General features: G+C 52.1%; 11 protein-coding genes. 6 read left to right on the top strand and 5 right to left on the bottom strand.

Features of this window, described 5'->3' with window-relative positions; all coding sequences use genetic code 11:
- Positions 1-2 precede the first annotated feature (2 nt).
- The 4 genes from ACJHW7_RS16390 (at position 3) to ybdG (ending at position 2,786) form a co-directional block, all read left to right on the top strand.
- Positions 3-251, top strand: a complete 249-nt coding sequence (locus ACJHW7_RS16390; protein ID WP_000682518.1) for a DUF1158 domain-containing protein — start codon at positions 3-5, stop codon at positions 249-251.
- A gap of 64 nt (positions 252-315) precedes the next feature.
- Positions 316-684 (top strand): MmcQ/YjbR family DNA-binding protein, encoded by a 369-nt coding sequence (locus ACJHW7_RS16385; RefSeq protein WP_040234602.1) that lies wholly within the window; start codon positions 316-318, stop codon positions 682-684.
- A 93-nt stretch (positions 685-777) separates the two neighbouring features.
- Positions 778-1,431 carry an oxygen-insensitive NAD(P)H nitroreductase gene (gene nfsB, locus ACJHW7_RS16380; protein ID WP_000351464.1) on the top strand — a complete coding sequence of 218 codons (654 nt, stop codon included), beginning with the start codon at positions 778-780 and terminating at the stop codon, positions 1,429-1,431.
- A gap of 107 nt (positions 1,432-1,538) precedes the next feature.
- Positions 1,539-2,786, top strand: a complete 1,248-nt coding sequence (gene ybdG / locus ACJHW7_RS16375) for a mechanosensitive ion channel YbdG (RefSeq protein ID WP_001153146.1) — start codon at positions 1,539-1,541, stop codon at positions 2,784-2,786.
- Positions 2,787-2,853: 67 nt separating this feature from the next.
- Here the strand turns inward: ybdG and pheP are convergent, their stop codons facing one another.
- The 5 genes from pheP to cusC all read right to left on the bottom strand — a co-directional run bounded on the left by pheP (position 2,854) and on the right by cusC (position 10,464).
- The gene (gene pheP, locus ACJHW7_RS16370) at positions 2,854-4,230 is read right to left on the bottom strand and encodes a phenylalanine transporter (protein ID WP_000786320.1); all 1,377 of its coding nucleotides are present in this window, start codon (positions 4,228-4,230) and stop codon (positions 2,854-2,856) included.
- A gap of 101 nt (positions 4,231-4,331) precedes the next feature.
- Complete coding sequence (gene cusA / locus ACJHW7_RS16365; protein WP_000573940.1) at positions 4,332-7,475, bottom strand: Cu(+)/Ag(+) efflux RND transporter permease subunit CusA; 3,144 nt, start codon at positions 7,473-7,475, stop codon at positions 4,332-4,334.
- Positions 7,476-7,486: 11 nt separating this feature from the next.
- The gene (gene cusB, locus ACJHW7_RS16360; protein WP_000717160.1) at positions 7,487-8,710 is read right to left on the bottom strand and encodes a Cu(+)/Ag(+) efflux RND transporter periplasmic adaptor subunit CusB; all 1,224 of its coding nucleotides are present in this window, start codon (positions 8,708-8,710) and stop codon (positions 7,487-7,489) included.
- Between the two features lie 15 nt (positions 8,711-8,725).
- Positions 8,726-9,058 carry a Cu(+)/Ag(+) efflux RND transporter periplasmic metallochaperone CusF gene (gene cusF, locus ACJHW7_RS16355; protein WP_000709865.1) on the bottom strand — a complete coding sequence of 111 codons (333 nt, stop codon included), beginning with the start codon at positions 9,056-9,058 and terminating at the stop codon, positions 8,726-8,728.
- A gap of 23 nt (positions 9,059-9,081) precedes the next feature.
- Positions 9,082-10,464, bottom strand: coding sequence for a Cu(+)/Ag(+) efflux RND transporter outer membrane channel CusC (gene cusC, locus ACJHW7_RS16350; RefSeq protein WP_021556576.1), 1,383 nt, complete (start codon positions 10,462-10,464; stop codon positions 9,082-9,084).
- A gap of 156 nt (positions 10,465-10,620) precedes the next feature.
- Here cusC and cusR point away from each other — a divergent pair, with 156 nt between their 5' ends.
- Both cusR and cusS read left to right on the top strand, forming a co-directional pair.
- Complete coding sequence (cusR, locus tag ACJHW7_RS16345; protein WP_000770941.1) at positions 10,621-11,304, top strand: copper response regulator transcription factor CusR; 684 nt, start codon at positions 10,621-10,623, stop codon at positions 11,302-11,304.
- Complete coding sequence (gene cusS / locus ACJHW7_RS16340) at positions 11,294-12,736, top strand: Cu(+)/Ag(+) sensor histidine kinase CusS (protein ID WP_021556575.1); 1,443 nt, start codon at positions 11,294-11,296, stop codon at positions 12,734-12,736. Before cusR ends, cusS begins: the two co-directional genes overlap by 11 nt.
- The last annotated feature ends 44 nt before the right edge of the window (positions 12,737-12,780 follow it).

The following is a 12,780-nucleotide window of genomic DNA, read 5'->3' as shown; positions in this document are numbered from 1 at the left end:
TTATGAAACACCCTTTAGAAACCTTGACTACCGCAGCAGGCATTTTGCTGATGGCTTTCCTCTCTTGCCTGCTGCTGCCCGCCCCCGCACTGGGGCTGACGCTGGCACAAAAACTGGTGACCATGTTCCATCTGATGGATCTTAGCCAGCTTTACACTTTATTGTTTTGTCTGTGGTTTTTAGTGCTGGGCGCTATTGAGTATTTTGTTCTGCGCTTTATCTGGCGACGCTGGTTCTCGCTGGCGGATTAAACGTCGATTATCGCCGTACTTCGCGGCATACTTTGCTTATTCTCCTTCGCCTAAAGGAACGTTTATGGATAAGCAATCACTGCACGAAACGGCGAAACGCCTGGCCCTTGAGTTACCCTTTGTCGAGCTTTGCTGGCCTTTTGGCCCGGAGTTCGATGTTTTTAAAATTGGCGGCAAAATTTTTATGCTGTCGTCGGAGCTGCGCGGCGTCCCCTTTATCAATCTGAAGTCCGATCCACAAAAATCCCTGTTAAATCAGCAGATATACCCGAGCATTAAGCCAGGGTATCACATGAATAAAAAGCACTGGATTTCGGTGTATCCCGGCGAGGCAATCTCCGAAGCGTTACTTCGCGATCTGATCAACGATTCGTGGAATCTGGTGGTTGATGGTCTGGCTAAACGCGATCAAAAAAGAGTGCGTCCAGGCTAAAGCGGAAATCTATAGCGCATTTTTCTCGCTTACCATTTCTCGTTGAACCTTGTAATCTGCTGGCACGCAAAATTACTTTCACATGGAGTCTTTATGGATATCATTTCTGTCGCCTTAAAGCGTCATTCCACTAAGGCATTTGATGCCAGTAAAAAACTTACCCCGGAACAGGCCGAGCAGATCAAAACTCTCCTGCAATACAGCCCATCCAGCACCAACTCCCAGCCGTGGCATTTTATTGTTGCCAGCACGGAAGAAGGTAAAGCGCGTGTTGCCAAATCCGCTGCCGGTAATTATGTGTTCAACGAACGTAAAATACTTGATGCCTCGCACGTCGTGGTGTTCTGTGCAAAAACCGCGATGGACGATGCCTGGCTGAAGCTGGTTGTTGACCAGGAAGATGCTGATGGCCGCTTTGCCACGCCGGAAGCGAAAGCCGCGAACGATAAAGGTCGCAAGTTCTTCGCTGATATGCACCGTAAAGATCTGCATGATGATGCAGAGTGGATGGCAAAACAGGTTTATCTCAACGTCGGTAACTTCCTGCTCGGCGTGGCGGCGCTGGGTCTGGACGCGGTACCCATCGAAGGTTTTGACGCCGCCATCCTCGATGCAGAATTTGGTCTGAAAGAGAAAGGCTACACCAGTCTGGTGGTTGTTCCGGTAGGTCATCACAGCGTTGAAGATTTTAACGCTACGCTGCCGAAATCTCGTCTGCCGCAAAACATAACCTTAACCGAAGTGTAATTCTCTCTTGCCGGGCATCTGCCCGGCTATTTCCCCTCAGATTCTCCTGATTTGCATAACCCTGTTTCAGCCGTCATCATAGGCTGCTGTTGTATAAAGGAGACGTTATGCAGGATTTAATATCCCAGGTTGAAGATTTAGCGGGTATTGAGATCGATCACACCACCTCGATGGTGATGATTTTCGGTATTATTTTTCTGACCGCCGTCGTGGTGCATATTATTTTGCATTGGGTGGTACTGCGGACCTTCGAAAAACGTGCCATCGCCAGTTCACGGCTTTGGTTGCAAATCATTACCCAGAATAAACTCTTCCACCGTTTAGCTTTTACCCTGCAGGGGATTATCGTCAATATTCAGGCGGTATTCTGGCTGCAAAAAGGCACCGAAGCGGCAGATATTCTGACTACCTGCGCGCAGTTGTGGATCATGATGTATGCGCTGCTTTCAGTCTTCTCGTTGCTGGATGTTATTTTGAATCTGGCGCAGAAATTCCCGGCGGCATCTCAGTTACCGCTGAAAGGGATATTTCAGGGGATTAAACTGATCGGCGCAATCCTGGTCGGCATTTTGATGATCTCGCTGCTGATTGGTCAGTCGCCAGCGATTCTGATCAGCGGTCTTGGTGCAATGGCTGCCGTGCTGATGTTGGTTTTTAAAGATCCGATTCTTGGTCTGGTGGCAGGTATTCAGCTTTCCGCGAACGATATGCTGAAACTGGGCGACTGGCTGGAGATGCCGAAATACGGCGCGGATGGCGCGGTGATCGATATTGGGTTAACCACCGTCAAAGTGCGTAACTGGGACAATACCATTACCACTATTCCCACCTGGTCTCTGGTTTCTGACTCCTTTAAAAACTGGAGCGGGATGTCAGCATCTGGCGGGCGACGTATTAAGCGCAGTATCAGTATTGATGTCACCAGTATTCGTTTTCTTGATGAAGACGAAATGCAACGTCTGAATAAAGCGCACTTGTTAAAACCTTATTTAACCAGCCGCCATCAGGAAATTAATGAGTGGAATCGCCAGCAAGGTTCTACGGAGTCGATATTAAACCTGCGCCGAATGACCAATATTGGAACCTTTCGTGCCTATCTGAACGAATATCTGCGTAACCATCCGCGGATTCGTAAAGATATGACCTTAATGGTACGCCAACTGGCTCCAGGTGATAACGGTTTACCGCTCGAGATCTACGCGTTTACTAACACCGTGGTGTGGCTGGAATATGAAAGCATTCAGGCTGATATATTCGATCACATATTTGCGATTGTCGAAGAGTTTGGTCTGCGACTTCATCAGTCGCCAACCGGCAATGATATTCGCTCTCTGGCGGGTGCATTTAAGCAGTAATTAAAAAAACCGCTCTCATCGAATGGATGAGAGCGGACATCGTTTTGTCGGATGTAGCGTGAATGCCTTATTTCCGACGCAGCGTTTTAAATGCCACAAACAGGAATACAATCCACACCGGCAGCAGGATCGCTGACAAGCGCATATCATCCATCGTGCACATCAGCAGCAAAATCATGCCGAGGAAGGCAATGCAAAGATAGTTGCCGAACGGATAGAGCAGCGCCTTAAACTGTGTTTCACGCCCCTGACGTCGCATCGCTGCACGAAAACGCAGATGCGCCAGACAGATCATAATCCAGTTCAACAGCAGCGTTGCTACCACCAGCGCCATCAGCAGACCAAACGCTTTTTGCGGCAGCAGATAGTTGATTAATACCACCAGCGAAGTGATCGCTCCGGAAAGCATCAGCGAGTTAATCGGCACACCGCGACGGCTGACGCGAGTCAAAAACTTCGGCGCATTACCCTGCACAGAAAGGCCAAACAGCATGCGGCTGTTAGAGTAAACCCCGCTGTTATACACTGACAGCGATGCTACCAGAATGACGAAGTTCAGCGCAGAAGCTACCACGTTGCTGTCGAGATTATGGAAAATCATCACAAACGGGCTACTGTTGGATTTCACTTCCACCCACGGATAGAGCGCCAGTAAAACCACCAGTGAACCGATGTAAAACAGCAGGATGCGATACACCACCTGATTTACCGCTTTTGGAATGCTTTTTTCCGGATCGCGCGCTTCAGCGGCAGTAATCCCAATCAGCTCCAGACCGCCGAAGGAGAACATAATTACCGCCAGCGACAAAATCAGCCCATTCCAGCCGGTGGCAAAGAAACCACCGTAGCGCCAGAGGTTGTCGATACTGGCTTTCTCGCCGCCGTGACCAGAAAACAGCAGCCACAGGCCAAAGCCGATCATACCGATGATCGCCAGCACTTTAATCAACGCAAACCAGAACTCGGTTTCGCCATATAAGCGCACGTTCACCAGGTTAACGGCGTTGATGATAATAAAGAAGGCGGCAGCCCAAATCCACGTTGGAACATCCGGGAACCAGTACTGCATATAGATGCCCGCAGCGGTCAGCTCTGCCATCCCCACCAGCACGAACATCACCCAGTAGTTCCAGCCAGAGAGGAAGCCCGCGAACGGTCCCCAGTATTTATAGGCAAAGTGGGCAAACGAACCGGATACCGGCTCTTCGACCACCATCTCGCCGAGCTGGCGCATAATCAGGAAAGCGATGATCCCGGCGACGCCGTAGCCCAGCAATACAGCCGGACCCGCCATCTGAATCGCCGGGCCAATGCCAAGAAACAGACCAGTACCAATTGCGCCACCCAGCGCAATCAGTTGAATATGACGGTTATGTAATCCGCGATGAAGCGTCGGCTCTTGATTCGACGCAGTATCTTCCGATACGGTTGACGCGTTTTTCACGCCTTTCCCCTGTGTGTCTTTTTTGTTGAGGGGCACCTTTTAACATTTAGTGCCCATCGTCGCAAGACACAATCCACACGGTTAAACGGGGTATCCTGCTTTTATTTCCGTACCCGATGTCGGTGCAGCCACATCAGCTTATACGCCGCCGGGATAATAAACAGCGACAGCAAAGGTGCGGTGATCATGCCGCCAATCATCGGTGCGGCGATCCGGCTCATCACCTCTGACCCTGCTCCTGTTCCCCACAGAATCGGCAGCAGACCAGCGATAATCACCGCCACCGTCATCGCTTTCGGGCGCACGCGCAGTACCGCGCCGTGATACAACGCCTCATCCAGCTTCTGCTCACTGAATGTTTGCGGATTATTCAACGACGGCTCGGCCTCTATGGCGTGACGTAAATACATCAGCATCACCACGCCAAATTCGGCGGCGACCCCGGCAAGGGCAATAAAGCCAGTACCCGTCGCCACGGAAAGATGAAAGCCCATCCACCACAGCAACCAGATGCCGCCCACCAGCGCAAACGGTACGCTGCTGATAATCAGCAACGCTTCGCCCACCCGACGGAATGCCAGATACAACAGCACGAAGATGATCATCAGTGTCATCGGCACCATGAGTTTCAGCTTATGGTTGGCGCGCTCCAGTAGCTCGAACTGCCCGGAGAATGCCACGCTGGTGCCCGGTTTTAACTGCACTTTTTCAGCTATCGCTTTTTGCAAATCGTGAACCACCGACACCATGTCACGATCGCGGGCATCGATATAAATCCAGCTCGTCGGGCGCGCATTCTCGGTTTTCAGCATCGACGGTCCGGTAGAGACTTTAACGTCGGCCACGTCTGCCAGGGTGATTTGCTGCTTCATCGGCGTCAGGATCGGCAACTGGCGCAGTGCCTGCGGACTATCGCGCCAGCTTTGCGGATAACGCAGATTAATGGGATAACGGGCAATCCCTTCCACCGTTTCGCCAACCATCGCCCCGCCCACCGCAGAAGTCACAAACAACTGCACATCCGCCACCGTCATACCGTAACGCGCGGCTTTTTCACGGTTAATCTCAACGTTGATATAGCGCCCACCTTCCAGACGCTCGGCAAGCGCAGAAGCCACGCCTGGTACCGTTCGTGCCACCTCTTCAATTTGCTCCGCCATCGCGTCGATATCCGCCAGCACAGTGCCGGAAACTTTAATGCCGATGGGGCTTTTAATGCCAGTCGAGAGCATATCGATACGGTTACGAATTGGCGGCACCCACAGATTCGCCAGCCCCGGCAGCCGCACGGTGTTATCCAGTTCCTCAATGATTTTGTCCATCGTCATGCCAGGCCGCCACTGATCCTGCGGCTTAAGCTGGATGGTCGTTTCTACCATCTCCAGCGGAGCAGAATCGGTGGCGGTTTCCGCTTTCCCGGTTTTGCCAAATACCCGCGCCACTTCAGGTACGCTCATAATTAGCTTGTCGGTTTTTTGCAGCATACTCGCCGCCTCTGCTGCGGAAATCCCCGGCAGCGTCGATGGCATATACAACAGGTCGCCTTCATTGATCTGCGGTAAAAATTCCCCGCCAACTTTATTGAGCGGCCAGAGAACCGTCAGCACCGAAAGCGCTGCCACCAACAGCGTGGTTTTCGGCCAGTGCAGTACTTTCAGCAACAGCGGATGATAAACACGAATCAAAAAGCGATTGAGCGGGTTACTGCTTTCCGGCGGAATTTTGCCACGGATCCAGTAACCCATCAGGATAGGGATCACTACGATCGCCAGCAGCGCCGCACCCGCCATCGCATAGGTTTTAGTGAACGCCAGCGGGCCAAACAGACGCCCTTCCTGCCCTTCCAGGGTGAAGATCGGGATAAACGACAACGTGATAATCAGCAGACTGATAAACAGCGCCGGCCCCACTTCAACAGACGCATCGGTGATCACCTGCCAGCGCGTTTTATTATCCAGCGTGGCGTCAGGATGCTGGTGCTGCCACTCTTCCAGCCGTTTATGTGCATTTTCGATCATGACGATAGCGGCATCGACCATCGCCCCGACGGCAATCGCAATGCCGCCCAACGACATAATATTGGCATTCAGTCCCTGGAAGTGCATGACAATAAAAGCAATACACAACCCCAGCGGCAACGAAATAATCGCCACCAGCGCCGAGCGCACATGCCAGAGAAACAGCGCACAGACTACCGCCACCACAATAAACTCTTCCAGCAACTTGCCGCTGAGGTTGTCGATGGCGCGGTCAATGAGCTGGCTGCGATCGTATGTTGTAACTATCTCCACGCCTTCCGGCAGACTACTTTTCAGCGTTTCCAGTTTGTCCTTCACGGCGGCGATCACTTCTCGGGCGTTTTTGCCGGATCGCAGGATCACCACCCCGCCCGCCACTTCACCTTCGCCATTCAGTTCGGCAATGCCCCGGCGCATCTCCGGGCCAATCTGGACCTTCGCAACATCACGCAGATAAACGGGCACGCCATTTTCACTGGCTTTTAAAACGATGTGATTAAAGTCGTCGAGCGTTTGCAGATAGCCGCTGGCGCGCACCATATATTCCGCTTCCGCCAGTTCGATCGACGAACCGCCCGCTTCCTGGTTTGAAGCATCCAGCGCGCTTTTTACTTCGGCTAGACTGATGCCATATTGCGCCAGGCGCTGGGGATCGATAACCACCTGATACTCTTTCACCACGCCGCCCACCGACGCCACTTCCGCAACGTCAGGGATGGTTTTTAGCTCATATTTGAGAAACCAGTCCTGCAATGAGCGTAAATCGGCCAGATCGTGCTTACCGCTGCGATCCACCAGTGCATATTCATAGATCCAGCCAACACCCGTGGCATCTGGTCCCAGCTCGGCGCTGACTCCCGCAGGCAGCTTACCCTGTACCTGGTTGAGGTACTCCAGCACCCGCGAACGCGCCCAGTACGGATCGGTACCATCTTCGAAAATGACATACACATAAGAGTCTCCAAACTGCGAGAAACCGCGCACAGTCTTCGCGCCAGGCACCGACAACATGGTGGTGGTTAGCGGATAAGTCACCTGATTTTCAACGATTTGCGGTGCCTGACCGGGATAGCTGGTTTTAATAATCACCTGCACATCGGAGAGATCCGGCAGCGCATCCACTGGCGTGTTAATGATGGTCCAGGTGCCCCAGATGCTCAGAAACAACGCGCCCATCAGCACCAAAAAACGGTTCGCCACCGAGCGACGAATAATCCATTCAATCATTGGTTATTCCCTCAATGCGCATTGGTAGCACTTTCAGAGCGCATCCGCTCCAGTGCGCCAGAAATATTGGCTTCGGAATCAATCAGGAACAGGCCGCTGGAAACCACCTTTTCACCTTCCGCCAGACCAGAGTGTAACGCGGTGACGCCTTGCGATGCCTGGAAAACGGCAACGCGTTTCGGTACAAAGCGTCCGTCGGCATCAACGGTAATCACCCGCTGTTCGTTGCCGGTATCAATCAGCGCCTGTGACGGAATGAGCAGCATCGGTTCGCTGGCGGTATTGAGTTGCAACCAGGCGTTCATGCCCGGTTTTAGCGCCTCGTCGGCGTTGTCGACTTCCAGACGCAGCTGCAGCGTGCGGGTCGCGGCATCCACGCCAGGTAGCAGCGTCCATTTGCGGATGGTGAGTGTTTTATCCGGTCGCGCCGGAACGGTGAGGGTAAACTGCGAGGCATCTTTCACCAGCCAGGCGATGGACTCCGGGATCGCAGCAGTGACCCACACCGGGTCCATACCCTGAATTTTCGCGACCACGTTATCTTTGGCGATATTCATTCCCGCGCGCAGATCAAACGCGGTGATCACGCCATCAATGGGCGCTTTGAGCGTAAAGCGAGTCTGGATTTTTTGCGTGGCGATCAGGCGGCGAATATCCGCCTCCGGCATTCCCGCCAGTCGCAGCCGCTCAAGAATGCCTTCAGTCTGGGTCGCCGTACCGCCGGTTTCGCGCAGCAGTAAATACTCAGTCTGCGCTTCCACCCAGTCAGGAATGGTCAGGTCGAGAAGCGGTGTGCCCTTTTGTACTTTATCGCCCACGGTAAGCGGATACACCTTGTCGATAAACCCGGCAGCGCGAGCCTGCACAATGGCATACTGATACTCGTTGTAACTGACATTCGCCGGGAAACTCTGGGCAAAAGTCAGCGGTCCGCGCGTGACGGTAGCCGTTTTCACCCCCAGATTCTGCGTCTGAGTCGGGTCAATGCGCACACCAGACGCAGAACTCTCTTCATCGGCATATTTCGGCACCAGATCCATATCCATAAACGGCGATTTACCTGGTTTATCGAACCGCGTATTGGGATACATCGGGTCGTACCAGAATAAGATTTTACGTTCTGCGGTCGACGTTTTTTCTGCAGGCGGTTCCGCCTTTGCAACCCAGGTAAAACCTGCCGCAGAAATAATACCGCCCGCGATCATGCTGCCGATAATAAGCGCGATTTTTTTCATCTCATTAAACCTGGGTTACTGGCTGACTTTAATATCCTGTAATAAAGAAAGGTTGCCCTGCTGGACAAAATTAAACGCCACTTTGTCGCCGGTTTTAATTTCACTCATTTTCGTCTGCGGGGTGATGGTAAAGCGCATGGTCATCTCCGGCCAGTTCACAGCAGCAATCGGATCGTGATGGATGGTGATTTTTTTGCTTTCCAGATCAATACCCTTTACCTCGCCAGTGGCACTAATAACCTGTGGTTGTGCTTCGCTCATGGTTTCATGATGATGTTCGTTAGCCTGGGCATTAAAGCCAATAACGGTAAACAGACTGAACATTGCGACTTGCAGTGCTTTTTTCATTTATTCTCTCCTGGAGTTAAAAGTTATTGCTGCCAACCGCCACCAAGTGCGGTATATAAAGAAATTTCGTTAACCTGACGGGCATAATTCAGGTCAAGTAAAGTTTGTCGGGTTGCAAATAACGAACGTTCGGCATCCAGCACTTCCAGATAACTTACTGCGCCGTGCTGATATAATGCCCGCGCCCGTTGCAAAGTAATTTGCAGCGATGCCAGATAACGCTGCTGGGCGCTAATTTGATCGTTCAGGCTTTGACGTAATGCCAGCGCATCTGCCACTTCTTTAAAGGCGTTCTGGATTTTCTGTTCATAATTCACTACCGACTGCTGCTGGCGAATTTCGGCGATATCCAGATTGGCCTGGTTGCGTCCGGCATTAAAAATGGGGATCTCAATTTTAGGAATAAAATTCCACATCCCGCTGCTGGCGTTAAATAATGACGACAGATCGCTGCTGGCGGTTGATATTCCGCTGGTCAGGCTTATAGATGGGAAAAATGCCGCGCGTGCGGCCCCAATATTGGCATTAGCCGCCATTAACGCGTGTTCAGCTTCCATAATATCCGGGCGCTGCAATAAGATTTGCGACGACAAGCCCGCCGGTAATTTAACGCTTTGCAGGCTGTCGCTGTTTACTGTCTGCGCTTGCGGCAGCTTGCCGTAGCTTCCCAGCAACAGTTGCAATGCATTATTCGCCTGCGCCAGTTCCCCCTGACGTTTAGCGATGTCGCTGCGGGTACTTTCTATCACCCCGCGAGCCTGTTCCAGCGCCAGAACATTACTGCTACCTGTCAACAGTTGTTTTTCGACAAACGCATATGACTGCTGATAATTACGCAGCGTTTCTTCAGCTATTTGCAATTGCGCATACGCCAGTTGCTGATTGAAATAGCTTTGCGCGACATTAGAAACCAGCAGAATATGCACCGCGCGCTGAGCTTCCTCAGTGGCTAAATAATTTTGGCGCTCGGCTTCGCTCATGTTCTTTAAGCGACCGAAAAAATCGAGGTCAAAGCTGGCGTTAAGGCCGGTCGAAAACTCCCGTGTCGTGGCGGTATTCCCTTTAAGATTACCGCTCCAGCTGCCGCTGCCCTCGCCATTGAGCTGTGGGTAGCGGTCGGAATCGGTCAGACGATATTGCGCCCGTGCCTCCTGCACTTTCAGCGTCGCCATGCGCAAATCCCGGTTATTCACCAGCGCCTCGCTAATCAGCGTCTTCACCTGATTATCAACAAAAAAGGTGCGCCAGCCCGCGTTCTGATAGTTATCTGCTGCGTTAACGAGGCCGTTCTGGCTGAGTGAGAACTGCTGCGGTACGGGCATTGCCGGGCGCTGATAATCCGGTGCCAGTGAACAACCGGTTAGCGCAAGGGCCACACAAAATGGCAGAAGTTTACAAGGAGACATAGGCTCATAATTTCTGGTGATTTTATACCGCCAACTTTACTCGCCAGGCTCTGATATTCCGGTGACAGGAAAATGACAAAATTGTCATTTTGCCAATAAGCGATTGCCATCTGATCCCGCTACTCTAGAATTGCCCGGGCAACATGCGGAGGAAATATGAAACTGTTGATTGTCGAAGATGAAAAGAAAACCGGAGAATACTTGACCAAAGGGTTAACCGAAGCCGGTTTTGTGGTCGATTTGGCCGACAACGGGCTGAATGGCTACCATCTGGCGATGACCGGTGATTATGATCTGATAATCCTCGATATTATGCTGCCGGACGTGAACGGCTGGGATATCGTGCGCATGTTACGCTCCGCCAATAAAGGGATGCCGATTCTGTTGCTTACCGCGCTTGGCACCATTGAACATCGCGTCAAGGGGCTGGAGTTGGGGGCAGATGACTACCTGATGAAACCATTCGCTTTTGCTGAACTGCTGGCGCGGGTGCGCACTCTCCTGCGGCGCGGGGCGGCGGTGATTATCGAAAGTCAGTTTCAGGTTGCCGATCTGATGGTCGATCTCGTCAGCCGCAAAGTCACCCGCAGCGGCACGCGCATCACTTTGACCAGTAAAGAGTTTACTCTACTGGAGTTTTTTCTCCGCCATCAGGGTGAAGTGCTGCCCCGCTCGCTTATCGCCTCGCAGGTATGGGACATGAATTTCGACAGCGATACCAACGCTATTGATGTGGCGGTGAAGCGGCTACGCGGCAAAATCGACAACGACTTTGAGCCAAAGCTGATTCAAACCGTGCGCGGCGTGGGTTACATGCTTGAGGTGCCGGATGGTCAGTAAGCCATTTCAGCGCCCGTTTTCGCTGGCAACCCGCCTGACCTTTTTTATCAGCCTGGCCACCATCGCGGCGTTTTTCGCCTTTGCATGGATCATGATCCACTCAGTAAAAGTGCATTTTGCCGAGCAGGATATTAATGATTTAAAAGAAATTAGCGCCACCCTTGAACGGGTACTTAATCATCCTGACGAGACGCAAGCCCGACGCTTAATGACGCTGGAAGATATCGTCAGTGGTTATTCCAATGTGTTGATTTCCCTGGCAGATAGCCACGGCAAAACGGTGTATCACTCCCCCGGTGCGCCCGATATCCGCGAGTTTACGCGTGACGCCATACCCGATAAAGACGCGCGGGGCGGCGAGGTGTATCTCCTTTCCGGCCCGACGATTATGATGCCAGGGCACGGTCACGGGCATATGGAACACAGCAACTGGCGGATGATTAACTTACCGGTTGGCCCGCTGGTTGACGGCAAACCGATTTATACGCTCTACATCGCGCTTTCGATCGATTTTCATCTTCATTACATAAATGATTTGATGAATAAACTTATTATGACCGCATCGGTAATCAGCATCCTGATTGTCTTTATCGTGCTGTTGGCGGTACATAAAGGTCACGCGCCGATCCGCAGCGTCAGCCGTCAAATCCAGAATATCACCTCGAAAGATCTCGACGTTCGCCTTGACCCGCAGACCGTGCCGATTGAGCTGGAGCAGCTGGTACTGTCGTTCAACCATATGATCGAGCGTATTGAGGATGTCTTTACCCGCCAGTCCAATTTCTCAGCGGATATCGCTCACGAAATTCGCACGCCGATTACCAATCTCATCACGCAAACGGAAATCGCCCTCAGCCAGTCTCGCAGCCAGAAGGAGCTGGAAGATGTGCTCTACTCTAATCTCGAAGAGCTGACGCGAATGGCGAAAATGGTCAGCGATATGCTGTTTCTCGCCCAGGCCGATAACAACCAGTTAATCCCCGAAAAGAAAATGCTCAACCTGGCGGATGAAGTCGGCAAAGTGTTCGATTTTTTCGAGGCGTTAGCGGAAGATCGCTGCGTGGAGTTGCGATTTGTTGGCGACGAATGTCAGGTTGCGGGCGATCCGCTGATGCTGCGTCGGGCGTTAAGCAACCTGCTTTCTAATGCCCTACGTTATACGCCACCCAGTGAGGCTATTGTAGTGCGCTGCCAGACGGTCGAGCATCAGGTGCAAGTTATCGTCGAAAACCCCGGTACTCCCATTGCGCCCGAGCACTTACCGCGTTTGTTTGACCGTTTCTACCGCGTTGATCCTTCCCGCCAACGAAAAGGCGAAGGTAGCGGCATTGGGCTGGCGATAGTGAAATCGATTGTTGTCGCGCATAAAGGCACGGTTGCGGTTACGTCAAATGCGCGGAGGACAAGGTTTGTTATCACATTACCCGCTTAATTATTCAGCAAACGGCAACTTTTATAACCAGTGTAAAAATAACG

The organism is Escherichia sp. WS1152 (assembly GCF_046487665.1).
In the GTDB taxonomy this organism is placed as follows: domain Bacteria; phylum Pseudomonadota; class Gammaproteobacteria; order Enterobacterales; family Enterobacteriaceae; genus Escherichia; species Escherichia coli.
Note: the sequence above shows the minus strand (reverse complement) of the source record. Positions and strands in the feature narration are given on the sequence as shown.